The 25,938-nt window shown below is 40.5% G+C and carries 27 protein-coding genes; 19 read left to right on the top strand and 8 right to left on the bottom strand.

Features of this window, described 5'->3' with window-relative positions; genetic code table 11:
• Window positions 1-45: 45 nt before the first annotated feature.
• Window positions 46-348, bottom strand: coding sequence for a hypothetical protein (locus CSV60_RS00375; RefSeq protein WP_099635693.1), 303 nt, complete (start codon window positions 346-348; stop codon window positions 46-48).
• 201 nt (window positions 349-549) lie between these two features.
• Here CSV60_RS00375 and CSV60_RS00370 point away from each other — a divergent pair, with 201 nt between their 5' ends.
• Genes CSV60_RS00370 through CSV60_RS00350 form a run of 5 tightly spaced genes read left to right on the top strand, consistent with a single transcriptional unit; the run spans window position 550 to window position 5,018 of the window.
• Window positions 550-1,656: an ABC transporter ATP-binding protein gene (locus CSV60_RS00370; RefSeq protein ID WP_199175222.1), complete on the top strand. Its 1,107-nt coding sequence runs from the start codon at window positions 550-552 to the stop codon at window positions 1,654-1,656.
• Entirely contained in the window at window positions 1,646-2,458 is an 813-nt protein-coding gene (locus CSV60_RS00365) for an ABC transporter permease (protein ID WP_099635691.1), read from the top strand. The genes CSV60_RS00370 and CSV60_RS00365 overlap by 11 nt, the downstream gene beginning before the upstream one ends.
• A complete protein-coding gene (locus tag CSV60_RS00360; protein ID WP_099635690.1) occupies window positions 2,455-3,252 on the top strand; it encodes an ABC transporter permease in 798 nt (265 codons plus the stop codon). Before CSV60_RS00365 ends, CSV60_RS00360 begins: the two co-directional genes overlap by 4 nt.
• Window positions 3,249-4,322, top strand: a complete 1,074-nt coding sequence (locus CSV60_RS00355) for an ABC transporter substrate-binding protein (protein ID WP_099632378.1) — start codon at window positions 3,249-3,251, stop codon at window positions 4,320-4,322. Before CSV60_RS00360 ends, CSV60_RS00355 begins: the two co-directional genes overlap by 4 nt.
• Before the next feature lie 36 nt (window positions 4,323-4,358).
• Window positions 4,359-5,018, top strand: a complete 660-nt coding sequence (locus tag CSV60_RS00350) for a potassium channel family protein (RefSeq protein WP_085428510.1) — start codon at window positions 4,359-4,361, stop codon at window positions 5,016-5,018.
• A 307-nt stretch (window positions 5,019-5,325) separates the two neighbouring features.
• Here CSV60_RS00350 and rnjA read toward each other — a convergent pair whose 3' ends face one another.
• The 3 genes from rnjA to def form a co-directional block, all read right to left on the bottom strand.
• Entirely contained in the window at window positions 5,326-6,993 is a 1,668-nt protein-coding gene (gene rnjA, locus CSV60_RS00345; RefSeq protein WP_099632377.1) for a ribonuclease J1, read from the bottom strand.
• A gap of 3 nt (window positions 6,994-6,996) precedes the next feature.
• Entirely contained in the window at window positions 6,997-7,206 is a 210-nt protein-coding gene (locus CSV60_RS00340) for a DNA-dependent RNA polymerase subunit epsilon (RefSeq protein WP_099632376.1), read from the bottom strand.
• 241 nt (window positions 7,207-7,447) lie between these two features.
• Window positions 7,448-8,005, bottom strand: coding sequence for a peptide deformylase (def, locus tag CSV60_RS00335; protein ID WP_099632375.1), 558 nt, complete (start codon window positions 8,003-8,005; stop codon window positions 7,448-7,450).
• A 169-nt stretch (window positions 8,006-8,174) separates the two neighbouring features.
• Between def and CSV60_RS00330 the strand changes: the two genes are divergently transcribed.
• From CSV60_RS00330 to CSV60_RS00300, 7 genes are all read left to right on the top strand, one after another.
• Window positions 8,175-8,813 (top strand): YkyA family protein, encoded by a 639-nt coding sequence (locus tag CSV60_RS00330; RefSeq protein ID WP_099632374.1) that lies wholly within the window; start codon window positions 8,175-8,177, stop codon window positions 8,811-8,813.
• A 327-nt stretch (window positions 8,814-9,140) separates the two neighbouring features.
• The gene (pdhA, locus tag CSV60_RS00325; protein WP_099632373.1) at window positions 9,141-10,256 is read left to right on the top strand and encodes a pyruvate dehydrogenase (acetyl-transferring) E1 component subunit alpha; all 1,116 of its coding nucleotides are present in this window, start codon (window positions 9,141-9,143) and stop codon (window positions 10,254-10,256) included.
• 3 nt (window positions 10,257-10,259) lie between these two features.
• Window positions 10,260-11,237, top strand: coding sequence for an alpha-ketoacid dehydrogenase subunit beta (locus CSV60_RS00320; protein ID WP_099632372.1), 978 nt, complete (start codon window positions 10,260-10,262; stop codon window positions 11,235-11,237).
• A gap of 34 nt (window positions 11,238-11,271) precedes the next feature.
• Window positions 11,272-12,642, top strand: coding sequence for a dihydrolipoamide acetyltransferase family protein (locus tag CSV60_RS00315; protein WP_099632371.1), 1,371 nt, complete (start codon window positions 11,272-11,274; stop codon window positions 12,640-12,642).
• A gap of 4 nt (window positions 12,643-12,646) precedes the next feature.
• The gene (gene lpdA / locus CSV60_RS00310; protein WP_099632370.1) at window positions 12,647-14,059 is read left to right on the top strand and encodes a dihydrolipoyl dehydrogenase; all 1,413 of its coding nucleotides are present in this window, start codon (window positions 12,647-12,649) and stop codon (window positions 14,057-14,059) included.
• A 74-nt stretch (window positions 14,060-14,133) separates the two neighbouring features.
• A complete protein-coding gene (locus CSV60_RS00305; RefSeq protein WP_099635689.1) occupies window positions 14,134-15,093 on the top strand; it encodes an NAD(P)H-dependent flavin oxidoreductase in 960 nt (319 codons plus the stop codon).
• 12 nt (window positions 15,094-15,105) lie between these two features.
• The gene (locus CSV60_RS00300) at window positions 15,106-15,384 is read left to right on the top strand and encodes a UPF0223 family protein (protein ID WP_099635688.1); all 279 of its coding nucleotides are present in this window, start codon (window positions 15,106-15,108) and stop codon (window positions 15,382-15,384) included.
• A gap of 148 nt (window positions 15,385-15,532) precedes the next feature.
• On the opposite strand, the gene CSV60_RS00295 is transcribed toward CSV60_RS00300, so the two are convergent.
• A complete protein-coding gene (locus tag CSV60_RS00295; RefSeq protein WP_099635687.1) occupies window positions 15,533-16,165 on the bottom strand; it encodes a YktB family protein in 633 nt (210 codons plus the stop codon).
• A gap of 158 nt (window positions 16,166-16,323) precedes the next feature.
• On the opposite strand from CSV60_RS00295, the gene CSV60_RS00290 reads away from it, so the two are divergent.
• Window positions 16,324-16,524 carry a hypothetical protein gene (locus CSV60_RS00290; RefSeq protein WP_099632366.1) on the top strand — a complete coding sequence of 67 codons (201 nt, stop codon included), beginning with the start codon at window positions 16,324-16,326 and terminating at the stop codon, window positions 16,522-16,524.
• 153 nt (window positions 16,525-16,677) lie between these two features.
• Window positions 16,678-17,469 carry an inositol monophosphatase family protein gene (locus CSV60_RS00285; protein ID WP_099632365.1) on the top strand — a complete coding sequence of 264 codons (792 nt, stop codon included), beginning with the start codon at window positions 16,678-16,680 and terminating at the stop codon, window positions 17,467-17,469.
• 55 nt (window positions 17,470-17,524) lie between these two features.
• On the opposite strand, the gene CSV60_RS00280 is transcribed toward CSV60_RS00285, so the two are convergent.
• On the bottom strand, window positions 17,525-17,710 hold the full coding sequence (locus CSV60_RS00280; RefSeq protein ID WP_099632364.1) for a YlaF family protein: 186 nt from the start codon (window positions 17,708-17,710) through the stop codon (window positions 17,525-17,527).
• 100 nt (window positions 17,711-17,810) lie between these two features.
• Between CSV60_RS00280 and typA the strand changes: the two genes are divergently transcribed.
• Together typA and CSV60_RS00270 are read left to right on the top strand one after the other, a co-directional pair.
• Window positions 17,811-19,652 (top strand): translational GTPase TypA, encoded by a 1,842-nt coding sequence (gene typA, locus CSV60_RS00275; protein WP_099632363.1) that lies wholly within the window; start codon window positions 17,811-17,813, stop codon window positions 19,650-19,652.
• Window positions 19,653-19,676: 24 nt separating this feature from the next.
• Window positions 19,677-20,012: a YlaH-like family protein gene (locus tag CSV60_RS00270; protein ID WP_369823556.1), complete on the top strand. Its 336-nt coding sequence runs from the start codon at window positions 19,677-19,679 to the stop codon at window positions 20,010-20,012.
• 19 nt (window positions 20,013-20,031) lie between these two features.
• Here CSV60_RS00270 and CSV60_RS00265 read toward each other — a convergent pair whose 3' ends face one another.
• Window positions 20,032-20,235 (bottom strand): YlaI family protein, encoded by a 204-nt coding sequence (locus CSV60_RS00265; RefSeq protein ID WP_085133126.1) that lies wholly within the window; start codon window positions 20,233-20,235, stop codon window positions 20,032-20,034.
• 13 nt (window positions 20,236-20,248) lie between these two features.
• Entirely contained in the window at window positions 20,249-20,746 is a 498-nt protein-coding gene (locus tag CSV60_RS00260) for a hypothetical protein (RefSeq protein ID WP_099635685.1), read from the bottom strand.
• Window positions 20,747-20,923: 177 nt separating this feature from the next.
• On the opposite strand from CSV60_RS00260, the gene CSV60_RS00255 reads away from it, so the two are divergent.
• The 3 genes from CSV60_RS00255 to pyc all read left to right on the top strand — a co-directional run bounded on the left by CSV60_RS00255 (window position 20,924) and on the right by pyc (window position 25,900).
• Window positions 20,924-21,205 (top strand): Fpa/YlaN family protein, encoded by a 282-nt coding sequence (locus tag CSV60_RS00255; protein WP_085133128.1) that lies wholly within the window; start codon window positions 20,924-20,926, stop codon window positions 21,203-21,205.
• A gap of 64 nt (window positions 21,206-21,269) precedes the next feature.
• Window positions 21,270-22,439 (top strand): FtsW/RodA/SpoVE family cell cycle protein, encoded by a 1,170-nt coding sequence (locus CSV60_RS00250; protein WP_099632360.1) that lies wholly within the window; start codon window positions 21,270-21,272, stop codon window positions 22,437-22,439.
• A gap of 17 nt (window positions 22,440-22,456) precedes the next feature.
• Window positions 22,457-25,900, top strand: a complete 3,444-nt coding sequence (pyc, locus tag CSV60_RS00245) for a pyruvate carboxylase (RefSeq protein WP_099635894.1) — start codon at window positions 22,457-22,459, stop codon at window positions 25,898-25,900.
• Window positions 25,901-25,938 lie beyond the last annotated feature (38 nt).

The following is a 25,938-nucleotide window of genomic DNA, read 5'->3' as shown; positions in this document are numbered from 1 at the left end:
TATAAAGAGCGATACACTTCATATATTTAGGATTTGAGCATCTGATTACTCAAAGTCTTGTTTACAGTCAGAAGGTTTTACTGGGCGTGTTTGACATGTTTTACAATTAGGATCACAAATCATTTCTCGCCATTCATTGCAACCTTTACAGTAACGTGCGTCAAATTCATCGCTATAATGTAATGGCTCCATGCACTCTACGCAATGAGAGGCCATCTCTTTCCATGTTCGGATTTTTTTATTGTTTACTAGAAAAATTCCTTCTAGATGATTTTCTCTTGTTGCGGGTTCGTTTTTTCGATTCCGCTTGGCATCAGAGTCCAGATAAAAAAATAAATGGTCTTCCAACTGAATCCCTCCTCAATATATGGTTTTATTCTACTATGTCCTCTGCGAAAAAACAATAATCATGACTATTTTCCTGTAGGCTGTTTTCTGATTCTACTTATACTAGACAGTTGATTTCACCAACATTTTGTGTATAATGAGTGAGTTTACAACTGTTCATTCATTACAAGAAATAATATGTTTATGCAAGGAGGAAACGTATTGACTACTAACCCAATTATTCGTTTTGAGAATGTTACAAAACGTTATAATGAATCTACAACTGTTCTCGATCGTGTTTCGTTTGAAATGGAACGCGGTAAGTTTTATACATTACTTGGACCTTCAGGCTGTGGAAAAACGACTATTTTACGTTTGATTGCCGGATTTACGGAAGCGACAGATGGGGGAATCTTCTTTAATGGAAAGAAGATCAACTCCGTACCCGCAAATGAGCGCCAAGTGAACACGGTATTTCAAGATTACGCATTGTTTCCTCATTTGAATGTGTATGAAAATGTTGCATTCGGTTTACGCATAAAAAAAGTGAATAAGAATGAAGTGGATCGCCGAGTTAAAGAAGCCTTGAAGTTCGTAAATCTAGATGGGTATGAAACCCGTGAAATTACTGAAATGTCGGGTGGGCAGCGTCAACGCGTGGCTATTGCTAGAGCGATCATCAATGATCCTGAAGTGATTTTACTGGACGAGCCATTGTCGGCGCTAGATTTGAAATTACGTTCTGAAATGCAATATGAATTGCGGGAGCTCCAGCAGCGTCTAGGAAAAACGTTTGTTTTTGTTACGCATGACCAGGAAGAAGCACTTGCGATGTCCGATGAAATATTCGTCATGAATAATGGAGAAATTCAACAGTCGGGGACACCAATAGATATTTACGATGAGCCTATCAATCGTTTTGTGGCAGACTTTATTGGTGAATCGAATATAGTAACGGGAAGAATCATTGAAGATTATCTGGTAGAATTTACCGGTAAACAATTTCCGTGTGTAGATGGGGGTTTCTATCCCAATGAAAAAGTTGATATCGTCATTCGTCCTGAGGATTTGGAAATGACGACCGTTGAAAAGGGGAAATTAAGTGTCACTGTAGATACGCAATTATTCCGGGGTGTACACTATGAACTGTCAACGTACGATTCTGATGGGAATGAGTGGCTAGTCCATTCAACGAAACCAGCGGATGTAGGCACGTTAATCGGTTTAGATTTTGAACCAGCAGACATTCATGTTATGCGTTTGAATGAATCTGAAGCGGACTTTGATGCACGTTTGGAATCGTTTGGAGTGGCGGAAGATGAGGAGTAAAAATCCGTTACGTTTTATATATGCCACGCCGTATGCAGTCTGGTTAGTATTATTTGTGCTAGCACCGATTGCCGTCATTGTGTATTACTCATTTTTTGATTTATCAGGCCATTTAACGTTGGCTAACTATCGAAACTTCTTTTCATCGATCTATTTCAAATTAACGATAAGTTCGTTTTGGTATGCATTTCTTATAACTTTTTTTGCTTTATTGATATCCTATCCGACAGCCTACTTTTTAACGAAGACAAGGCATAAGCAGTTGTGGTTGTTACTCATTATCATACCTTCATGGATTAATCTGTTGTTAAAGACTTATGCATTTATCGGATTAATGGGCGTTTATGGGCCGATTAATGCCTTTTTGGAGGCTGTCGGGATAGGCAGTCAGCAAATTTTATTCACTGATTTCAGTTTCGTGTTTGTTTCCGTGTATATATTTATTCCATTTATGATATTGCCAATTTTTAATGCTTTGGATAAAATCAATCCTACTTTATTGGATGCATCGAAAGATTTAGGAGCGAATGCATGGGTGACATTTAAACGGGTGATTTGGCCAATGACTACGGATGGTGTGAAATCAGGTATACAAGTTGTGTTCATACCGGCACTCTCCCTATTTATGATTACCCGTTTAATTGCCGGCAATAAAGTAATTACACTTGGTACCGCAATCGAGCAACAATTCCTCGTTACACAAAACTGGGGAATGGGCTCTACGATTGCTGTCTTTCTCATCATCTTCATGTTCTTAATTATGATACTGACTTCGGGTAAAAAGGGGGGCATCATTAAATGAAGAAACTGGGAATTTTGCCGAGAGTTTATTTGGCAGCAGTCTTTGTAATTTTATATGCACCTATTTTTTATCTCATATACTACTCCTTTAATTCGGGAGATGGAATGTCGCATTTCGAATCATTCACTTTGGATCACTACCAAGCGGTATTTCAAGATACGCGACTTCTAATTATTGTCTTAAATACTGTCATTATCGCATTATTATCGGCCCTACTGTCGACAACAATCGGTGTGATTGGTGCGCTCATGATTTACTTCATGAAAAATAAATCTGCGCGTCAAGCGGTATTGTCGCTGAATAATATATTGATTGTCAGTCCAGATGTAATTATCGGTGCATCTTTCTTAATATTATTCACGTTGGTTGGTGTGAAATTGGGCTTTGCTTCGGTGCTAATTTCTCATATCGCTTTTAGTATACCGATCGTCGTCATTATGGTACTGCCGAAGTTATTAGAAATGAGTACGACGTTAATAGATGCAGCACGGGATTTAGGCGCTTCACGTAAAGATATATTGACGCGTGTCATATTGCCTTATATTAAGCCGGGGATTTTCGCAGGGTTCTTTCTTGCGTTAACCTATTCATTGGATGATTTTGCTGTTACTTTTTTCGTGACAGGAAATGGATTTTCTACCCTGTCCGTAGAAATTTATTCTATGGCACGCACGGGAATCACGTTGACAATCAATGCGCTATCCGGATTGATCTTCCTAATAACAATAATTCTAGTGCTTGGTTATTATATAATCGGAAATAAAGCAAAATCACCTCAGGGGGTGAAAAAATGAAAGGATTAATGAGTAGTGCGTTTGTGATCCTACTCGTTTCGGGTATCTTGTTGTTCGCTAATTATCAGCTCGAGCATAAGGCGGGGCGAGCAGGTAAAGACACGATTACAGTATACAACTGGGGAGAGTATATTGACCCAGACCTTCTGAAGCAATTTGAAGAAAAAGAAGGCATCAAAGTAATCTATGAAACGTTTGATTCGAATGAAGGTATGATGGGAAAAATTGAACAAGGGGGAACTGCTTACGATGTAACAGTTCCGTCCGAATATGCGGTGCAGATGATGAAAGAGAAAAATCTTTTACTGCCACTCGATTTCTCGAAAATTCCGAACGTTCAACATATCGATCCATACTTCATGAATTTGCCGTTTGATCCAAACAATCAGTATTCGATTCCATATTTCTGGGGAACAGTGGGTATCGCATATAATGCATCCTTATTGGAAGGTCAGACGTTTGAGAGTTGGGAGAGTTTATGGGATGCTTCACTGCGGCAGAAGCTCATTTTGGTCGATAGTGCGCGAGAAGTGATCGGAATATCATTGAATTCACTTGGCTACTCATTGAATTCCACTAGTTTGCAGGAATTAAAAGAGGCAACAGACAAGCTAGAAACGATGGGTCCGAACGTTAAAGCGGTTATAGGCGATGAAGTCACGCAACTTATGATCAATAACGAAGCGTCTGTGGCGTTGACGTGGTCTGGTCAGGCGGCAGATATGATTTCTGAGAACGACGACATTAATTATATCGTGCCGAACGAAGGTTCAAACTTATGGTTTGATAATATTGTCATCCCGAAAACCTCTACGAATGTTGAAGGCGCGTATAAATTTATTAATTTCATGCTTGATCCTGAAGTAGCAGCGCAAAACGCAGAATACGTGGGTTATTCTACACCAAATAAGGCGGCTTTGTCATTTATGGATGATGAGATTACAGGTGATGAACGATTTTATCCTGATGAAGAGGCAAGAAAGAACCTGGAAGTGTATGAAAATTTAGGTTTAGAAACACTTGGAGTGTATAATGAGTTATTCCTGAAATTTAAAATGGGATTGCGATAAGACATGTGACTATTCTCAATGGCGAGGAGTAATGAGATGAAAAAGGAATTTGTAGTAATTGGCTTAGGTCGTTTTGGCGGTAGTATCGTTAAAGAACTTATTGAATTAGAAGCCGATGTTATGGCGATTGATAAGTCACAAGAACGCGTAGAGGAATTTGCAAATATTGCTACACAAGCTGTGGCTGTCGATACGACGGATGAAGCAGCATTGCGGTCGTTAGGCATACGAAATTTCGAACATGTGGTAATCGCAATCGGTGAAAACATTCAAGCAAGCATTTTGACTACGTTGATTTTGAAGGAAATCGGTGTACAGCGAATTACAGTGAAAGCCCAAAATGACTACCATGAAAAAGTGTTGCGAAAAATCGGAGCGGATCAAGTTGTTCACCCTGAGCGAGATATGGGAAAACGCATTGCGAATAACTTGGTTTCGAATAATATTCTGGATTATCTGGAGTTATCCGATGAATACTCTATCGTGGAGATTCAAGCTAATAATCACATCGCAGGCTCTTCGCTAATAGATTTGGATATCCGTGCCAAGTACGGTGTGAATATTGTAGCGATCAAGCGTGGAACACATATATTAGTCTCTCCTCAGGCGATTGAGCAAATAGAAGTGAACGATGTGTTGATTGTGATCGGTTCTGATCTGGATATACATCGGTTTGAACGGAAGGCATTGCATTAATGAATAGAAAGTGCGAGAAGGGGAGAGCGCCGTTGATCGACGTTCCAGGCGTACCCTTTCCTATGGACCCGCGGTGAGCCAACCACGTCGCAAGCTCCCTTTGGTTGTCTCACCTGTCGAGCTGATCCATCAGTCGCCGCCTTTCACTTAGGAACAACTAGTGTTGTTTTTCAACTTGGAACATCTAGTAAATGGTTAAAAGATCGTATAAAAAATCCAAATAAAAAATGAAGGCAACCCCTAATTTATAGGAGTTGCCTTCAGTCTAGAGCAAGTGCTAATGTGCGCTTGCTTTTTTGTATGCTTTTTAGAGTTCCATAATGACAGGAAGGATCATCGGCTTACGTTTCGTTTTCTCGTATAAATACGGAACGAGTGTATCGATGATATCGCCTTTTAGGTTGTTGACGGAATCAGGTTTAGCAGCCAGTTTGCGTTGTAATGTTTTCGAAAGCATATATTGTGCTTCATTGATCATAGCGCCTGATTCACGCATATAGACGAAACCGCGTGAGATCAGGTCAGGACCAGATACTAAACGGTTCTTTTTGGTGTCGATGGTTGCTACAACGATGACTAGACCATCTTCAGAAAGAATTCGTCTGTCGCGTAGTACAACGTTACCAATATCCCCAATACCGCTTCCATCGATGTATATATCGCCTGAAGGTACACGTCCGGCAAGTCTTGCTGTCGAGTCAGTGAGTGCGAGTACATCACCATTGCCCATAATGAAAATGTTATCAGGTTCAACATCACAGTCTATAGCAAGTTGGGAGTGCATATTCATCATGCGGTATTCACCGTGGATTGGCATGAAGTATTTAGGTTTGATTAAACGCAACATCAGCTTTTGCTCTTCCTGTGACCCGTGACCGGATGTGTGGATGTTGTTTAATGGACCATGAATAACTTCTGCACCTGCACGGAACAATGAATTAATCGCTTTGTTCACACTTAGAGTATTACCTGGGATGGGTGAAGATGAGAAGATAACGGTATCACCAGGTTGGATTTGGACTTGTCTATGCGTACCGTTTGCGATACGTGATAGTGCAGCCATCGGTTCACCTTGGCTACCTGTACATAAAATCATTACTTTATTAGCTGGAAGTCGGTTGAGTGATTGAGCATCTACGAATAAATCTTTCGGAGCATCAATATAACCAAGTTCGCGACCGATCGTGATGGCATTATCCATACTACGCCCGAAGACAGCGATTTTACGACCAAAAATCTGCGCCGATTCGATCACTTGTTGTAATCTATGGATATTTGAAGCGAATGTAGCGAAAATAATCCGACCGTCTACAGTGCGGAAAATATCATTTAGGCTTTCTCCAACTTTACGTTCAGACATCGTGAAGTTCGGTACTTCTGCATTTGTACTATCTGATAACAAACAAAGTACACCTTCACTACCAATTTTGGCCATCTTATGCAAGTTAGCAGGTTCACCGACAGGCGTAAAGTCGAACTTAAAGTCACCTGTATGAACGATGTTTCCGGAAGGAGTTTTAACCACTACTCCGAATGCATCAGGAATACTGTGCGTTGTTCTGAAGAATGATACGGCGGTTTTACGGAATTTGATAAAATCATCTTCTTCAATTTCATGAATTTCCGTAGTGCGCAACAAACCGTGTTCTTCCAACTTATTGCGAAGTAAACCAATTGCTAATTTACCACCGTAGACGGGAACGTTCACTTTGCGTAATAGATAAGGAATTCCACCGATATGGTCTTCGTGACCATGTGTGATGAAAAGGCCTTTAATCTTATCAATATTGCGTTCGAGATAAGTGTAATCTGGAATTACATAGTCAATACCAAGCAATTCATCTTCAGGAAACTTAATTCCGGCATCAATAATGATGATTTCATCTTGGAATTGTACACAATACGTATTTTTACCGATTTCACCTAGTCCGCCTAGGGCAAAAACGGCTGTTTCATTGTTTTTAATAGATTTCATTGATTAGACCTGCTCAACGTGAAAGTCTGGGGAGGCTTGTTCATATGCTAAATGCTCGCCCTCCAGCTTTTGTACGTATTCAATCATAAGATCGCGATCTTTAAGTTGATCACGGACTTCTTTTTCTGATTCAGCTTCTACATACAAGCTGAGTGTGTTCTCGCGGACTGGAACTTCATGTACGTTTAAATGGTAATATACTTTAAAAATCATGTTTAACTCTCCTTTTTACGTTCCTAATAATACATATCATCAATAATAGCATGCAATTTCCCTAAAATAAAGAAAAGCCCACCAATTTAGTTGGCGGGCGTAAATGTCTAAGCAATTGTCTTTTTACCGAGCAGGCCATTAAGTCGTCTTAGCAGTTTGCGTTTTAGACGTTTGTACATGGCATCATCACTCCTTGACAAGACTGTAACAGAAAAACTTCGTCCTGTCAAGTGTAAGAGCTTTACTCTCTGTCGAATGCTGTTGCGCCGGGGATTTCCTTGTAAGGGGCATTCGCATCAATATGATCATAAAACATAATGCCGTTCAAATGATCGAGTTCATGCTGGAATGCAATGGCGGGTAATCCCTTTAGACGTTTTTTGATTACGTTTCCTTCTTTATCAAAAGCTTTTACGGTGATTCTTGCATACCGGGGAACATAACCAGGCACTTCACGATCTACTGATAAACAACCTTCACCGGTTTCTATATAGGTCTTTTCAACGGAATGGCTAATGATTTTCGGGTTAATAGCTATAAAGTTTTCCAATAGAACTTCGCCGTCAGGGATATGCAGAGCGAAGATTCTTTTAGATGCATTGACTTGTGGAGCGGCCAAACCGATGCCAGATCGTAAGCCGTATTTTTTACTCAACTCATCATTTTGGCTGTTGACGACATATTCCAACAGATCATCGCATAATTGACGGTCTTCATTACTTAAAGGAAAACTCACCTCTTTTGCTTTTAATCGCAACGTTGGGTGACCCTCCCGGATAATATCATTCATTAAAATCATTTCTACTCTTCCTCTCGGATATATTAGGTATAGTACAATCTACGATAAAATAGTAACTATTGTGCATGAAGGGTATATAATCGTAAAAACCAATTTCCTCTTATACAGTATAGACGAATGAGAAAAATGGTGAAAGAAAAAAGTATATAAAGTGTCTGGAGGGTTATTAATGAAGAAAGTAATTTGCGTATTGTTCATCTTCCTTCTACTAACTAGTTGTTCCAAAGAGACTGAAGTAACTCAACAACTTACAGATTTACTCGTGGTTCTGAATGAAAAAGAAAAACAAGGGAACAACTTTGGAAAGAAGTTACACGAGAAGGAGCAGAATGAACAAGTCTTGTTTATTGAGACAATGGAACTGACTCAACAGCAATATCAAGAAGTGAAACAACGAGTGGTTGCGATGAAAAAGTCTGCACATGAACGGGCTCAACTGTTAGAAAAAGAGGAAAGTGCTTTACACGAGTCGAAGAAAGCGATAGACCGGATGTCTGAGTGGGTAGAGCGTATGGAATTACATGATTCACTAGATGAAGTAGTTGAAGCATTGTATGAACGTTCTGAAATACAAGAGACATTCATCATGCAGTATAAAAAACTTATAGATAGTCAGACGCAATTATATACGCAAATTGAAGATCCATCCATCCGCGAGCATGAACTTCAAAAGCATGTTCGTGATGTAAATGATTTAATCACTTCTAGCCAACGATCACTTATAGAATTCAATGAAGCAACTAGGGAAGTAAACAGGTTAGTGGCCCGCGCTTTGAAAAGTTTAGAAAACAATAAAAAGGAAATATAAAGTAGTGAGTAGGTAGGATTAAAAGCGACAACTAGTACGCGATAGGTATTTGTAAGGACTTATCATTTCAGTTGTTATATGAATGTTCATTGATGACTTTCATAGATATAGATTGGCCGGTATGACCCAATAAAAGCAGTTCTGTACCAATACAGAAACGATATTGTGTTAGTACAGTACATTTTTAGAAAAATATAAAAATGATTAAAAGTCTTTGATTACAATGGTTGACCAAGCGCTCAGTTTTGCGTATACTAGTATTTATAAGAAGTTGTATCAATTTTATTTGAAAAAGATATAATACAGATACGAAGGAGAGATCAAGATATGGTAGCTAAAAAAGGTAATCAGTATGACCCGGTGAAAGCGCTTCAACTGATTGAAAGCCAATTTGATATGGTACAAATATTGAATGAGGAAGGAAAGATCGTTGATAAGGACTTAGATCCGAAACTTCCCGATGAGGAATTAGTGGAATTGATGAATCGCATGGTCTATACACGTATCCTTGATCAACGATCTATTTCTTTAAATAGACAAGGGCGTCTAGGATTTTACGCTCCTACTGCAGGGCAAGAAGCTTCCCAGTTAGCTTCTCAATATGTGTTGGAAAAAGATGATTTCATTCTCCCTGGATATCGTGACGTTCCTCAATTATTATTCCATGGCTGGCCATTGTATATGGCATTCCTATGGTCGAGAGGGCATTATGCAGGAAGCGTGATTCCTGATGGACTTAATATTTTCCCACCGCAAATCATTATTGGTGCACAATATGTCCAGGCAGCTGGTGTAGGTCTAGGCTTTAAGAAAAAAGGTCAAAAATCAGTCGTCATTACATACACAGGTGATGGCGGAACTTCGCAAGGTGATTTCTACGAAGGATTGAACTTTGCAGGGGCATATAAAGTGCCTGCTATCTTCGTCATTCAGAATAACCAATATGCAATCTCTACACATCGTGATGTACAGACTGCTGCAAAGACCCTTGCTCAAAAAGGTGTAGCGGCAGGCGTGCCAAGTGTATTAGTAGACGGAATGGATCCATTGGCGGTATACGTTGCAACACGTGACGCAAGAGAACGTGCAGTTAATGGAGATGGACCAACGTTGATCGAAACAATGTGTTACCGTTACGGACCTCATACGATGGCTGGTGATGACCCAACACGCTATCGTACATCTGATGTGGATAATGAATGGGAAAAACGTGACCCGATTGTGCGTTTTAGAACGTATTTAGAAGCCAAAGGTATTTGGTCTAAAGAACAAGAGGAAAAAGTAATTGAACGAGCAAAAGAAGAAATTAAAGAAGCTATCAAAAAAGCGGATGCACAGCCTAAACAAAAGGCGACAGACTTTATGAAAATCATGTATAAAGGCGATATGCCATTTAACTTACAAGAACAATTGGATGCGTATGCTGGAAAGGAGTCGAACTAATCCATGGCAGAATTAACAATGATTCAAGCAATTACAGATGCCCTTCGTACTGAGCTAAAGACAGATGAAAACGTATTGCTATTCGGTGAAGACGTAGGCGCAAACGGAGGTGTCTTCCGTGCGACGGAAGGCCTCCACAAAGAATTCGGCGAGGAGCGGGTTTTTGATACGCCGCTAGCCGAATCTGGTATTGGTGGATTGGCAATTGGACTAGCACTTACTGGCTTTCGTCCCATTATGGAAATTCAATTCTTTGGTTTTCTGTTTGAAGTAATGGATTCAGTGAGTGGACAAATTGCGAGAATGAACTTTAGAACAGGCGGCCATTTTAATGCGCCGATTACGATCCGTGCGCCATTTGGTGGAGGTGTAGCCACTCCGGAAATGCACGCGGACAGTCTAGAAGGTCTAGTAGCATCACAACCTGGTTTAACAGTAGTTATTCCATCGACTCCGTATGATGCAAAAGGATTGCTTATCTCTGCAATCAAAAGTGATGACCCTGTAATTTTCTTGGAACATATGAAACTCTATCGTTCATTCAGACAAGAAGTTCCTGAAGAAGAATATTCTATTCCTTTAGGCAAAGCTGATGTGAAGCGTGAAGGTAAAGATTTGACCATTGTCACGTACGGTGCAATGGTGCAGGAAAGCTTAAAAGCTGCTGAAGCGCTTGAAAAAGAAAATTACTCAGTGGAAGTAATCGATTTACGTACGATTCAGCCACTCGATATAGAAACAATTATACAATCTGTTGAAAAAACAAACCGCGCAATCGTCGTACAAGAAGCACAACGACAAGCGGGAATTGCTGCTAACGTAGTAGCTGAAATTACTGAACGCGCTATTTTGAGTCTAGAAGCTCCAGTGATGCGTGTGACTGCACCAGACACGGTATATCCTTTTGCGGCAGGCGAAAACACATGGTTGCCTAATGCCAAAGACATTGCAGCGAAAGCAAGAGAAGTTCTAACATTCTAAATAACTGTTGGACAATCCAGGAAGGGTGAATTACGTGACTTATGAATTTCGATTACCAGATATTGGTGAAGGTATACACGAAGGGGAGATCGTTAAGTGGTTCGTAAAACCGGGCGATGAAATCCAAGAAGATGATACATTACTAGAAGTACAAAATGATAAATCCGTAGTTGAAATTCCATCACCTGTATCAGGTACAGTGGAAGAAATTTATGTTACTGAAGGTACGGTAGCAGTTGTTGGAGATAAATTAGTACGTTTTGATGCACCGGATCACGGTATTCCAGATCATGAAGACGATGAAGAAAGTGCGGACTCTTCTGAAGAAGCAAGTGCAGAAAAATCTCATGAACAAGTAGGGGAAGCACTTGGTAGTGTAGATTCCAAGAAACCTGAACAGGCATCTGGAGAGCAGCAATCGACAGAACCGCAAAAAGAACAAAACATCGAGACAACTACTAGTGAGGTAGATGAAAATCGCCGAGTAATTGCGATGCCATCCGTTCGTAAATATGCACGTGAACAAGATGTAACGATAGCACAAGTGGCTGGGAGTGGAAAAAACGGCCGTGTATTAAAGGAAGACATAGATTCATTTAAAGCGGGAGATCAACAACAATCGGTTGAAGAAACGACCCAATCGCAGTCGACCGAGGAAACACCTAGCACTTCAGAGAAGAAAGCTCCTGTTTTTGAAGGTGAATTCCCAGAGACTCGTGAAAAACTGTCTCCTATGCGAAAAGCAATCTCAAAAGCAATGTCAAATTCAAAACACACAGCAGCACATGTTACACTGTTAGATGAAGTAGATGTTACAGCACTTGTTGCACATCGGAAAGAATTTAAAGCGATTGCAGCAGAGAAAGATGTGAAGTTAACATATCTTCCGTATGTAGTAAAAGCGCTCGTAGCCACATTGCGTGAGTTCCCTCAACTAAATACGTCACTAGACGATGCGACAGAGGAATTAATTCAAAAACACTACTACAATATCGGAATTGCAGCAGATACAGATCGCGGTCTAATGGTACCAGTTGTTAAGAATGCTGATCGCAAGTCCATGTTTGCCATTTCAAATGAAGTGAATGAGCTAGCTGGAAAAGCGCGCGATGGAAAACTTCAAGCGGCAGAAATGAAGGGTGCATCATGTACGATTACGAACATTGGTTCCGCGGGTGGACAGTGGTTTACACCGATTATTAACCATCCAGAAGTAGCTATTTTAGGTATCGGAAGAATTTCTGAAAAACCAATTGTAAAAAATGGTGAAATTGTAGCTGCACCTATGTTAGCATTATCATTAGTATTTGATCACAGAGTGATTGATGGCGTAACGGGGCAATTAGCGTTAAACTATCTTAAGGAATTAATAAGTAATCCATCACTTTTATTAATGGAGGCGTAAAGCAATGGTAGTAGGAGATTTTCCAATTGAAGTTGACACACTTGTAGTAGGTTCAGGCCCAGGGGGATATGTAGCGGCAATACGCGCAGCTCAACTTGGTCAAAAAGTTACCATCGTAGAAAAAGATACAATCGGCGGTGTTTGTTTAAACGTTGGATGTATTCCTTCTAAAGCGATGATTTCTGTTGGACATCGCTTTGTGGATGCTCAGAATGCAGATGGTATGGGAATCACTGCGAAATCTGTCGAACTAGACTTTTCTAAAGCTATGAAATTTAAGGAAAGTGTTGTTTCTAAGTTAACTGGCGGCGTATCAGGTTTGCTTAAAGGGAATAAAGTAGAAACAGTTGCAGGTGAAGCGTATTTCGTAGATGCGAACACTGTACGTGTCATGACAGACAACTCTGCTCAAACATATAAATTCAACAACGTTATTATCGCAACGGGTGCACGCCCAGTTGAAATCCCTTCATTCAAATTCACAGACCGTGTAATCAATTCTACAGGCGCTTTAAGTTTGAAAGAATTACCGAAAAAGCTTGTCGTTGTTGGTGGCGGCTATATTGGTACAGAACTTGGATCTGCTTATGCTAATCTAGGATCTGAAGTAACTATTCTTGAAGGCGCGGATGATATCCTTGCTGGTTTCGAAAAACAAATGACGCAAATCGTTAAAAAAGGCTTGAAGAAAAAAGGCGTTGAAGTAGTTGTGAAAGCATCTGCTAAAGGCGTTGAAGAAACGAAAGACGGCGTCGTAGTAACATACGAAGCTAAAGGTGAAGAAGTAAAAATTGAAGCGGACTACGTTCTGGTAACAGTGGGCCGTCGTCCGAATACAGATGAAATCGGCTTGGAAGGTCTTGGCTTGAACATGACTGACCGCGGTTTGATCGAAGTGGACAAGCAATGCCGTACAAATCTACCGAATGTATATGCAATCGGTGATATCGTAGCGGGACCTCAGCTTGCGCACAAAGCGTCTTACGAGGCGAAAATTGCAGCGGAAGCTATTTCTGGAGAAAAATCTGAAGTGGATTATATGGCTATTCCGGCTGTATGCTTCACCGATCCGGAATTGGCAACTGTAGGCTTAAACGAACAACAAGCAAAAGATGAAGGTTATGACGTAGTAAGCGGTAAATTCCCGTTTGCAGCTAACGGCCGTGCCCTTTCATTGGATGCTACAGAAGGTTTCGTGAAGCTTGTCGGTCGCAAAGAAGACGGTTTATTACTAGGCGCTCAAATCGTTGGGGAAAATGCTTCTGACATGATTGCAGAGCTTGGTCTAGCGATTGAAGCGGGTATGACTCTTGAAGATATTTCTATGACTATTCATGCTCACCCTACACTCGGTGAGATTTCTATGGAAGCAGCAGAAGTTGCTCTTGGTAAGCCGATTCACATGATGACGAAATAAAACAGCTAGAATTGAACAGCCCATGGGATTTTTTCTCATGGGTCTTTTTACATTATGAAAAATGGGGGACTTTCATGTGGGAAACTAGAGTGACAAAACTGTTTGGAATTGAATATCCAATTGTGCAAGGGGGACTTGCGTATCTGGCTTATTCAGACCTTGCTGCTGCCGTTTCGGAGGCGGGTGGACTTGGCCAAATTACAGCGATGAGCTTGACTTCACCTGACGCATTGAAAGAAGAGATTCGCAAAGTTCGCGAAAAGACAGATAAACCATTCAGTGTAAATTTTGCAATTGGTAATCATGGTAGATCCTACGAAGCGATGGTGGAAGCTGCATTAGAAGAAAAGATCGATATTATATCGGTTACCGGGGGAAATCCCGCGCCGCTTTTTGACATGTTAACCGGTACTAACGTGAAGAAGATGGTGTTGGTGGCTGCTAGAAGACAAGCGCAAAAAGCCGAAGAGATTGGTGCGGATGCTGTCATAGCGGTTGGACAAGAGGGCGGAGGGCATTTAGGCCGTGACGATATAGGTACGATGGTCTTAATTCCGAGGATTGTAGATTCTGTTAGTATACCGGTCATTGGTTCAGGTGGTATTGGTGATGGACGGGGCTGGATGGCAGCGCAAGCACTAGGGGCAGAAGGAATCGAGATGGGTACTCGTTTCATAGCGACAAAAGAATGTGTGGATGCATCACCTGCTTATCTTGAAATTCTTTTAGCGAGCAGTGAACAAGATACAACGATTATCAAACGCACGATTGGTGCACCTGCTCGTGCATTGACGAATGAATGGACAGAGAAGATTCTGAAGTTGGAAGCGGAAGATGCTGGTTACGAAGGACTGAAAGCATTTATTAGCGGGGAAGCAAATTGTAAATTCATTCACGATGGTATGAATGATCAAGGCTTTGGTTGGGGTGGCCAAGTAGCGGGTATGATTGAAGATGTTCCAAGCGTTGCCGAATTGTTTGAACGAATGAAAAAAGAAGCAATAACTATTCGAAAAAAATGGAGTGTCGGATAAGGAGAGAAGTAAATGGCAGGTTATCAATATCCACTACGTGCGGATTGGTCAACAGAAGAGATCGTGAAAGTGATTGATTTTTTCACAAAAGTGGAGCAAGCCTATGAATCGAGTATCGAACGAGACGAATTCATGAGATATTATCGAGCTTTCAAAAGTGTTGTTCCATCCATGGCCGAAGAAAAAACGCTATGCAAGGAATTTGAGGAAAGCAGTGACTATGTTGCATTTCGCGTAGTGAAAGCGGCAAGAGAGAGCCAACCAGGCGAACTGCTAAAGGTGAAAAAATAATCAAAGCAAAAGACACCCATTTTAAAAGGTGTCTTTTGCTTTGATTTCACTTCCTAATAGGCCTTTTACAAAACGCACTGTTGATCGAACGTGGAAGCATCCGCCTAGTATGTCGATCCATGGTGTGTTCCCACATGCAATTTTTATTTTAATCTAAAGAATGAATAACCACGTCATAAACAGGCAATAACTTCGTGAAAGTATCCTCTGCATACTCATAAAATTGCTCTTCACTCATTTTGGATGCTTCATCTCTTGAAAGGTGACGACCAACTAAAAACTCCGCTTTTTTCACCGTTTGTAGACGATCCAACAATTTTTCGAGACCTTCTACACCTGCTTCACTAATATGCTCAGCTTCAGGCTTCATATGGTCTCCGGAAACTATAAAATCTTTTGGTAAGGCAGTCATAACTTCCAAGTTTTTTTCTAAACGTGTAGCAATCCCTTTTTTATCGGGATTTTCATAAATAATTGCCAGTACAATGAATAAATGAGTGCTCCACAAGCCAATCTGAAAGTGAGGTAACGCTTTATAGCCTCTCTTAGCGGGAGCGAATGCTACCCAGCTATCCCGTGGCGGATTGACAGTTCGCCTCGCGTGTTTTGCAACATGTGGAAAAAACTCACCCGTACCGTGGGCGGAAAGGCGGTGTGCAAAATGATTTCCTAATTCTATGAATTTCGGTTGTACCTTTTCCTGCAAAGCTTTCATGCGATTATCCAAGCCATCAATGGTAAAAACGTCAAAATCATTTGATGACCAATAAGACTGAAACAAGAAAATCTCCTCCAGTTTGTAGTGACTACGTTTATCTTATCAGTAATTGGGGAATAATTTAAAATAACAAGGCTTCTAACCACTAAGAGTCGGAATTTTTGCATATCTTACTAATAAGACGGTTGGAGTCAAATATTAACTTAAAAGGGGTGCTACTTATGAAACAGGTCGTTCATTTTATCCGAAAAGAAGATGTTGAGAGAGAATATGTGAGAACTTTACAATTGGAATTGGATTATGAATTAGCTACTCTATACGACGCACTGCAAGACCAAGACACAGATCAAGTTGATAAAAGCAAACTACGATTGACGGAAATTCACAATGAAATGGAGACACTTAATGTTTTTTCGATGTAAGCATGGTTTAATAAAAGACATCCCCATTCACTTCAGAAATTGAAGGAAATGTGACGGGGTGTCTTTTTACTTAATATCCTATCACTGTTATCTCTTTTGTTCCGTTGCCTCTGTGTTATACTAGCGATAGTCGGAATGGGAAGAGGTGGCAGAATGAATCTTAATGCGATAGATCGATATGCGAAATCGTTAATCAAAGAGGCTGGCCACAAAATACGAGTGTCTTTTTTTAGTACAATTGACATCGATTCAAAGGCTGACGCTAATGATTTAGTTACCAATATCGATAAAGAAGTGGAAAGCTTTTTTGTAGAACGGGTAAAACAAGACTTTCCTGAGCATAAAATGGTTTCGGAAGAGGGATTTGGAGATAAGATATCTTCGCTTGACGGAATAATTTGGTTCCTTGATCCAATTGACGGAACGATGAATTTTATCCATCAGAGAAGGAACTTTGCGATTTCCTTGGGGATTTATGTAGACGGCGTGGGGATGCTGGGCTACATATATGATGTAATGCGGGATGAGTTATACCATGCAGCGAAAGGTGAAGGTGCTTATTTCAACGATGAGCGTCTACCCCAGTTGGAAATCACACCACTTGAAGAAGCGATCATCGGCATCAATGCTAGCTGGGTTGCGCCAAATCATCGCGTGGAAAATGAAAAAATTATTGAGCTCGTCACACGTTGCCGTGGGACACGATCATATGGTTCGGCTGCGATTGAGCTAGCATATGTTTCGTCGGGAAGAATCGACGCGTATATTTCTATGCGGCTGGCGCCTTGGGATATAGCTGGGGGAATCGTCATTGCGCAAGAAGTAGGAGCTGTAGCAACGAACTTAGAAGGTGTGAAACCACATCTACTCGGATCTGACACATTTATTGTCACACGTCCGGGATTACATGAAGAGATTTTATCGAAATATATCCGACTAAAATAAAAAAGGGGCTGTTTGTTAAACCAAAACGGTTTAATATACAGTCCCTTTGAGTTATTTATAGCGTGCCTTCTCTACGCATACGTGCTTTCGTTTTAAATCCGTTACCCATTATTAAAATAAGGGCGACAATGGCAAGGACAACAACGAATAGACTACGCATACCTACTCCAATACCAATTGCGGACATGGAAAGTACGGCACCGAGTGAATAAATTACGAAAATCCACTTAATGTCTTTCAAAAAAATCCCTCCATATAAATTAAAATATTATTTAATTAGACTATCTTGTGCTATAATAACACAGTTGAACATCTGAAATAAAGATAAACGGAGTGAAAAAATGACAAACGAACGTACTGATCTTAGGAATATTGCAATTATTGCCCACGTAGACCATGGTAAAACGACATTGGTCGACCAATTACTAAAACAATCCGGTATTTTCCGGTCGAATGAACATGTAGATGACCGCGCAATGGACTCAAACGAACTAGAGCGTGAACGAGGAATTACGATCCTAGCTAAAAACACTGCTATTGAATATAATGACACAAAAATCAACATCTTGGATACACCAGGACACGCTGACTTTGGTGGCGAAGTAGAAAGAATCTTGCGTATGGTCGACGGCGTAATTTTAGTTGTTGATGCATTCGAAGGTTGTATGCCACAAACTCGCTTCGTACTGAAAAAAGCTCTGGAAACAAACCTAAAGCCAATTGTTGTTGTAAATAAAATTGACCGTGATTTCGCAAGACCGGAAGAAGTAGTAGACGAAGTACTTGAATTATTCATCGAACTTGATGCGAATGATGAACAATTGGAATTCCCGGTTGTTTATGCTTCAGGATTCAATGGTACTGCGAGTCTTTCTCCAGATCCTGAAACACAAGAAGACACATTACGTGTTCTTTATGAATCCATTTTGGAAAACATACCATCACCAATCGACAATCGCAACGAACCACTTCAGTTCCAAGTATCTCTACTGGACTACAATGATTACGTTGGTCGTATCGGAATCGGACGTATCTTCCGTGGAACGATGAAAGTTGGAGAGCAAGTCGCAGTTCTTAAGCGTGATGGATCTGTAAAAACATTACGGGTAACAAAACTATACGGTTTCCTAGGCTTGAAAAGAGTCGAAGTTGAAGAAGCGTACGCAGGTGACCTCGTAGCCGTTTCGGGAATGGGTGACATTGATGTCGGTGAGACAGTTTGCCCAACCGATCATCAAGAAGCGCTTCCTGAACTCCACATCGATGAGCCGACGCTACAAATGCGTTTCTTAGTTAATAACAGTCCATTCGCTGGACGCGAAGGGAAATGGGTCACTTCACGTAAAATTCAAGAGCGTTTAGATCAACAGCTTGAGACAGATGTTTCATTACGAGTGGAACAAACAGATTCTCCGGACGAATGGATCGTATCTGGACGAGGAGAACTTCACTTGTCTATTCTTATCGAAAATATGCGTCGTGAAGGTTTCGAACTTCAAGTTTCTAAGCCACAAGTAATCATTCGCGAAATTGATGGTAAGCGTAGCGAGCCTTTCGAACGCGTTCAAATTGATGTACCGGAAGAACATACTGGATCAATCATCGAATCTATTGGTGAACGTAAAGGTGAAATGTTGGATATGATCAATAACGGTAACGGCCAAGTGCGTTTAATTTTCTTGGTACCCGCTCGCGGATTGATCGGTTATACAACAGACTTCCTTACATTGACTCGTGGATACGGAATCTTAAACCATACGTTTGACAGCTATAAACCAGTTACTACTGGTAAAATCGGTGGCAGACGTCACGGAGTTCTTGTGTCTATGGAGAATGGAACAGTAACTGGTTATAGTGTTATGCAACTTGAAGACCGTGGAACCATGTTTGTGGAGTCAGGTGCAGAAATCTATGCTGGTCAAGTAGTAGGAGAAAGTAACCGTGATAGCGATTTGACGATTAACTTAACGAAAATCAAACATGCTACTAACGTCCGTTCAGCTTCGAAAGACCAAACTGTTACAACGAAAAAGCCACGTCTTATGTCGCTTGAAGAAGCACTGCAATATATTGCTGATGACGAGTACTGTGAAGTTACACCAGAATCTATTCGTATACGTAAAAAAGTTCTAGACAAAAATGAACGTGAACGTATAAATAAAAAGAAAAAACTTGGCGAATAATAAAGATAGAAGGGAATGTATGGAATGAGAGTAGAAGATTCAGAAACGGTCTACAATCGGTTGTCGGGAACCGCTCGCATTATTTATGAATATGCGCCAAATTTCACGACAGCCGGCTATATTCTGTTTGCGCTCGTTTTCATCATGTCTGCTATTGTGTATAAGCTTGGATTTGCAAGGAAGATTGGCTTTGGTCGAAACGTTATCATTTATACGTTCCTATTTATTGGATGTATCATACTAACATTCTTAGCTTTCTTTCTTCCAATCGTAGAAGGACTGTTTGTGGCTGCTGCTATTCTTATTATCTATCGTGTTCGACGCATGAATGAACACAAAAAAGACTCCGTTACTGAGTAACGGAGTCTTTTTTGTTCGATTAAAAATCTTTTTCAGTCGGATCTGAGCTGCGGTGGAAAACAAAGTTGCCAGTTGCAATACGCTTCTCTGTTAAATTACTGATCCGCTCTCTACAAGTAGGGCACATATACGTATGAATGGGCCGGTTTCGTAATTTCTTGGCAAGCGGATTATCATCCTCTAATTGATCGTTTTGGTCACATATGACACATTTAACGCGCATTGGAATTTCTCCTTCAATCCACTTGGATAGCCTGGACATAACGAATCGGTGAATCTTGATTCGATCCGTCTTTAAACAGTACATGTACAGGACCGTCTTCTCGAAGAGGTTTGCCATTATGACTGAATTTGAAAATGACGTTGTTTGCTTCCTCAAGTGGATACGTGTATTTTTCGTCTTTTGTAATGAGTGTAAATGTTGTTGCATTTGCAGATGGAACAGCATTGTGTATGAATGGTTTCAATACAATACCGAAGCTGTTTGACAACATTTTATCTTTTTCATATCTTTTTTCACTTTTTAAAGTAGGTGGGTATGTGGCACCTTCCATGATTTCTCTAGACCAGTGTTTACCCATTCTTTCTTTATACTCTTCCATTTCATCTTTTTCAATAAAATCCTCTGAGAAGAATTTATCCAGATCAATACGACGATCATCAAATATCCAAACAGTAGGATCTAATGTTATTGCATGTTTCACGTTTCCGGTAATTGGTATAATAAGTTCCAAAATATATCCCCCTCAATCGATAGTCACTAGTTTTAGTATACCTTTTCATAGAAGATGTGAAAAGGATTTCATTTCGATTCAATTTTTTCATTGGGTAACGCTTGCATTTTGTAAGAGCAAAAGATACAATTTAGACATTAACACCTTGCGGGAATAATGAATAATGGGGGCGTCTCCATGGAAATAGAAGTTCAAGATACGTACAAAGAACAGGCCATGAAACAACTGCAAATCGATGCAGAGAAAATTGCAAAGCTAATCAAAGTTCAAATGGATAATTTAACGATGCCGCAATGTCCACTATATGAGGAAGTACTCGATACGCAAATGTACGGATTATCCCGTGAGATTGATTTTGCTGTTAAGCTCGGACTAGTCGAACAAGATAAAGGCCGTGAAATAATCTCTGTTCTTGAAAAAGAGTTAAATATTTTACACGAACTGTATACAAATAAATAAATGGAAGACTCAAACTACTCCAACAGTTTGAGTTTTTTATTTAAGACGACGAGGTACAATGAAAATGAAGACTTATATGAATCGAATTTTACGCAATTTTGACTATCCATTATTTTTTGTCTATTTACTGCTCTCTTTATTTGGACTGATTATGATTTACAGTGCAAGTATGGTGTGGGCTATGAATATTTATAACTTTGAACCATCTCATTTCTTTAGGAAACAAGTAACGAACTTAGCCATTGCGATACCAGCGTTTCTGTTGGTATCCATTATTCCTTACCGGCATTATAGAAATAAGAAGTTCTTGTATAGTACGCTAATCGTCATGTTTACTTTACTGGTCATTGTAAAGTTCATCGGATTCGGTGATGCTGTAGGGGCGAAGAGTTGGCTTTCATTACCGTTTGGAATAGGTAACTTACAGCCAACAGAAGTAGCAAAAATTGCATTTATCGTATATTTTTCAGGTGTATTTGCGAATAAATATTATGCAGGTACATTGGATGAAATTAAAACTACTATTTTCCCGACATTTTCTGTTTTAACGGCTTCTCTTTTATTAGTACTATTGGAACCGGATTTTGGAGCCACCATGATTTTATTCCTTGTTGCTATTTCTGTCATCATGGCAAGCGGAATGCAAGTGAAGAACTATCTAATCATCAGTCGTTTTTTCGCTTTGCTAGGCGTGTTAATCGGGATTGTTCTGTGGATTAAGTGGGATACGGTCATGACTGTTTCGCGTATGGGACGCTTCCTTGCTTTTACAGATCCCTTTGAATACATACAAGGTTCAGGCCTGCAAATTGTCAATGGATACATTGCAATTGGTGCTGGAGGGCTCAAAGGTGTAGGCCTCGGAAACAGTATTCAGAAACTTGGCTATTTACCTGAGCCACATACTGATGTTATTATGGCAGTAATCTCTGAAGAAACTGGACTGCTTGGAACGACGCTTGTTCTTGGAGGTCTCTTTTTCATCGTGATGAGAGCGTTTACGGTTGCACTGCGTACAAAAGACGCACATGCAAGAATGCTCGCAGCTGGTGTAGGTAGTTTGATTGCTATTCAAACACTGGTAAACTTAGGTGGATTGACAGGATTAATTCCGTTAACAGGCGTTACATTGCCGTTTATTAGTTATGGCGGTACATCTGTTGTGTTCTTGTCGATTGCGCTAGGTATTTTGATGAACGTTTCAATGTTTGTAAAGTATGAGAGATCAGAGTAGAGGGGATTGATTTGTTAGTGGAGAAAAGAGAGATTAAGAAAGTACTTGTCGCAAATCGCGGCGAAATTGCAATTCGTGTTTTTCGAGCGTGTACAGAATTAGGGATCGCGACAGTTGGAATTTATTCAGCTGAAGATCGTGCTTCACTACATCGTTACAAAGCTGATCAATCGTTTATTGTGGGTGAAGGTAAGAAGCCAATTGATGCATACTTGGATATTGAAGGGATAATCGACATCGCGAAAAAAGCAAATGTCGATGCAATTCATCCGGGCTACGGATTCTTAGCGGAGAATGCTCAGTTTGCAGCACGTCTAGAAGAAGAAGGAATTATCTTTATTGGTCCGACGTCTAATCATTTAGAAATGTTCGGTGATAAGGTAAAAGCTAGAGAGCAAGCAATATTAGCTGATATCCCCGTTATACCAGGTAGTGATGGACCAGTTACTTCTGTAGAGGAGGTTGCGGCATTTGGTGAACAGCATAGCTATCCAATTATTATTAAAGCTTCGTTAGGTGGCGGTGGTCGTGGTATGCGAATCGTCGAATCGCCGGAAGAAGTGCAGGAGGCTTATAATCGAGCGAAATCCGAAGCGAAATCAGCATTTGGTTCTGATGAAGTGTATGTAGAGAAATTCATTACGAATCCAAAACATATTGAAGTACAAATACTGGGTGATACATATGGGGAGATAGTCCATTTGTACGAACGCGATTGCTCTATTCAACGTCGCCACCAAAAGGTAGTGGAGATTGCTCCTTCTATTTCATTGACTGAAGAACTACGCCATGAGATTTGTAATGCTGCGGTTAAATTGTCGAAAAATGTATCCTATATCAACGCGGGGACTGTGGAGTTTTTAGTGGCTGATAATTCTTTCTATTTCATTGAAGTCAATCCGCGTATTCAAGTGGAACACACAATCACTGAAATGATTACAGGAATTGATATTGTGCAGTCACAAGTGCTTATCGCTGCAGGAGAATCCCTTCATTCTGAACGAGTGAACATACCAGAGCAACAAAATATTCCGTTATTTGGTTATGCTATTCAATCACGTGTTACAACGGAAGATCCTTTGAATGACTTTATGCCTGATACAGGAAAAGTAATGGTCTATCGTTCGAGTGGCGGATTTGGTGTTCGTTTGGATACAGGCAATGCGTATCAAGGTTCTGTGATTAGCCCGTACTATGATTCTTTATTAGTAAAGGTTTCAACTTGGGGTTCGACCTTTGGGGATGCTGCAAGTAAAATGCACAGAAATTTGAAAGAGTTCAGAATACGTGGAATTAAAACGAATATACCTTTCCTTGAAAATGTCGTATGTCATGAAAACTTTTTATCAGGCAATTACAATACGAGCTTTATCGATGAAACTCCAGAATTATTTGCGTTTGCTAAGAAACATGATAGAGGTACGAAAGTTTTATCGTATCTGGGAAATGTTACCATTAATGGATTCCCTGGTATCGATGACTCAACACGTCCTGTGTTGCATCCGGTACGTATACCCAAAATTGATGCTAGTATGCCGATACAAAATGGAACGAAACAAATTTTGGATGAGCAAGGTGCAGATGGATTAGTCGAGTGGGTGTTAAAGCAAGACGATGTACTGCTGACAGATACTACTTTCCGGGATGCACATCAGTCTTTATTGGCTACGCGTATGAGAACAAAAGAATTAACGCAGATTGCAACTGAAAGTGCTCATTTATTACCTGATCTTTTCTCATTTGAGATGTGGGGAGGCGCGACATTTGATGTAGCATACCGCTTCTTGAAAGAAAGTCCATGGGATCGACTCGAGAAATTACGTAAGCAAGTACCTAATGTCTTATTCCAGATGCTCTTCAGAGGAGCCAATGCAGTTGGTTATACAAACTACCCAGATAACGTCATTCGCGAATTCATAAAAGAATCGGCTGCATCAGGTATAGATGTATTCCGTATTTTCGATAGCTTGAACTGGATCAAAGGTATGGAAGTTGCAATTGACGAAACACGGTCAACAGGAAAGATTGCAGAAGCGACAATTTGTTATACAGGAGATATTCTGGACGACAATCGTGCTAAATATACAGTCAACTACTACAAAGAGATGGCCAAAGAACTCGAATCAGTTGGCGCTCATATATTGGCGATCAAAGATATGGCAGGATTGCTGAAGCCTGAAGCAGCTTATCGTTTAGTATCAGAATTGAAAGCGTCAACAAGTCTGCCAATTCATTTGCATACACACGATACGAGCGGCAATGGTATTTATATGTACGCCAAAGCGATAGAAGCGGGAGTGGACATTGTCGATACAGCTATTGGTTCAATGGCGGGAATGACTTCACAACCTTCGGCCAATTCACTTGCGTATGCAATGCAAAACAGTGAACGTCATGTACGTGCAAATACAGAGTCGTTAGAGAAACTTTCGCATTACTGGGAAGATGTGCGAAAATACTACAAACCTTTTGAAAGTGGCATGAACAGTCCACACTCAGAAATTTATGTTCATGAGATGCCTGGTGGCCAATATTCGAATTTACAACAGCAGTCAAAAGCAGTAGGTCTTGGAGAGCGCTGGGAAGAAGTGAAAAAAATGTATTCCCGCGTGAACTTCCTCTTTGGCGATATTGTCAAAGTGACACCATCATCGAAAGTAGTAGGGGATATGGCGTTGTTCATGGTGCAAAATGAATTGGACGAGCATACGGTCATTGCGAAAGGACAAACTATTGATTTCCCAGAATCCGTTATTGAGTTTTTCGAAGGCTCAATTGGTCAGCCATATGGTGGTTTCCCGAAAGAGTTACAGGAAGTAATATTGAAAGGGCGCAAAGCGATCACTGTACGCCCGGGTGAGTTACTAGAACCAGTAAACTTCCAAGACGTTCTAAAAAGGTTGACGGAAAAAATGGAAAAGCCCGCTACAATGCATGATGCGCTCGCTTACGTTTTGTATCCGAAAGTCTTTGAAGAATATATCGAAGTGAGAAAGCAGTTCGATGATGTTTCTGTTATCAATACACCAGAATTCTTGTATGGTTTACGTTTAGGTGAAGAAATCGAGATTGAGATTGAGTTCGGTAAAACACTTATCGTCAAATTGGTGTCGATCGGTGAACCTAATCCTGACGGAACACGCACGCTGTATTTCGAATTGAACGGACAGTCACGTGAGATCATTATCCAAGATTTCCAAGTGGAAACAAGAGATGATACAAAGCAAAAAGCCGATCCGACAAATGAAACGCACATTGCAGCTACTATGCCAGGAACTGTTTTACAAGTTGCAGTTTCAATTGGCGCGAAAGTAAAACGCGGCGAGCACTTGTTAATTACAGAGGCTATGAAAATGGAAACCACGATTCAAGCTCCATTTGCGGGAGTAGTCAAGGCTATATATGCAGGTCCTGGGGATTCCATCTCATCAGGAGACTTGTTGATAGAATTAGACCATTAAAAACAGCTTCCACATGTCGTTATGACTGTGGAAGCTGT

Origin of the sequence: Sporosarcina sp. P7, from assembly GCF_002743425.1 — a bacterium.
GTDB lineage: Bacteria > Bacillota > Bacilli > Bacillales_A > Planococcaceae > Sporosarcina.
The sequence above is the reverse complement of the archived record's forward strand: the minus strand, read 5'-3'. Positions and strand labels throughout refer to the sequence as shown.

What these genes read in the sequence shown, in the direction of transcription:
- CSV60_RS00365 (WP_099635691.1), top strand. Translation starts at nt 1,646, where the DNA reads ATGAGGAGTAAAAATCCGTTACGTTTTATATATGCCACGCCGTATGCA.
- CSV60_RS00360 (WP_099635690.1), top strand. Translation starts at nt 2,455, where the DNA reads ATGAAGAAACTGGGAATTTTGCCGAGAGTTTATTTGGCAGCAGTCTTT.
- CSV60_RS00355 (WP_099632378.1), top strand. Translation starts at nt 3,249, where the DNA reads ATGAAAGGATTAATGAGTAGTGCGTTTGTGATCCTACTCGTTTCGGGT.
- CSV60_RS00350 (WP_085428510.1), top strand. Translation starts at nt 4,359, where the DNA reads ATGAAAAAGGAATTTGTAGTAATTGGCTTAGGTCGTTTTGGCGGTAGT.
- rnjA (WP_099632377.1), bottom strand. Translation starts at nt 6,993, where the DNA reads ATGAAATCTATTAAAAACAATGAAACAGCCGTTTTTGCCCTAGGCGGA.
- CSV60_RS00340 (WP_099632376.1), bottom strand. Translation starts at nt 7,206, where the DNA reads ATGATTTTTAAAGTATATTACCATTTAAACGTACATGAAGTTCCAGTC.
- def (WP_099632375.1), bottom strand. Translation starts at nt 8,005, where the DNA reads ATGATTTTAATGAATGATATTATCCGGGAGGGTCACCCAACGTTGCGA.
- CSV60_RS00330 (WP_099632374.1), top strand. Translation starts at nt 8,175, where the DNA reads ATGAAGAAAGTAATTTGCGTATTGTTCATCTTCCTTCTACTAACTAGT.
- pdhA (WP_099632373.1), top strand. Translation starts at nt 9,141, where the DNA reads ATGGTAGCTAAAAAAGGTAATCAGTATGACCCGGTGAAAGCGCTTCAA.
- CSV60_RS00320 (WP_099632372.1), top strand. Translation starts at nt 10,260, where the DNA reads ATGGCAGAATTAACAATGATTCAAGCAATTACAGATGCCCTTCGTACT.
- lpdA (WP_099632370.1), top strand. Translation starts at nt 12,647, where the DNA reads ATGGTAGTAGGAGATTTTCCAATTGAAGTTGACACACTTGTAGTAGGT.
- CSV60_RS00305 (WP_099635689.1), top strand. Translation starts at nt 14,134, where the DNA reads ATGTGGGAAACTAGAGTGACAAAACTGTTTGGAATTGAATATCCAATT.
- CSV60_RS00300 (WP_099635688.1), top strand. Translation starts at nt 15,106, where the DNA reads ATGGCAGGTTATCAATATCCACTACGTGCGGATTGGTCAACAGAAGAG.
- CSV60_RS00290 (WP_099632366.1), top strand. Translation starts at nt 16,324, where the DNA reads ATGAAACAGGTCGTTCATTTTATCCGAAAAGAAGATGTTGAGAGAGAA.
- CSV60_RS00285 (WP_099632365.1), top strand. Translation starts at nt 16,678, where the DNA reads ATGAATCTTAATGCGATAGATCGATATGCGAAATCGTTAATCAAAGAG.
- typA (WP_099632363.1), top strand. Translation starts at nt 17,811, where the DNA reads ATGACAAACGAACGTACTGATCTTAGGAATATTGCAATTATTGCCCAC.
- CSV60_RS00270 (WP_369823556.1), top strand. Translation starts at nt 19,677, where the DNA reads ATGAGAGTAGAAGATTCAGAAACGGTCTACAATCGGTTGTCGGGAACC.
- CSV60_RS00265 (WP_085133126.1), bottom strand. Translation starts at nt 20,235, where the DNA reads ATGCGCGTTAAATGTGTCATATGTGACCAAAACGATCAATTAGAGGAT.
- CSV60_RS00255 (WP_085133128.1), top strand. Translation starts at nt 20,924, where the DNA reads ATGGAAATAGAAGTTCAAGATACGTACAAAGAACAGGCCATGAAACAA.
- CSV60_RS00250 (WP_099632360.1), top strand. Translation starts at nt 21,270, where the DNA reads ATGAAGACTTATATGAATCGAATTTTACGCAATTTTGACTATCCATTA.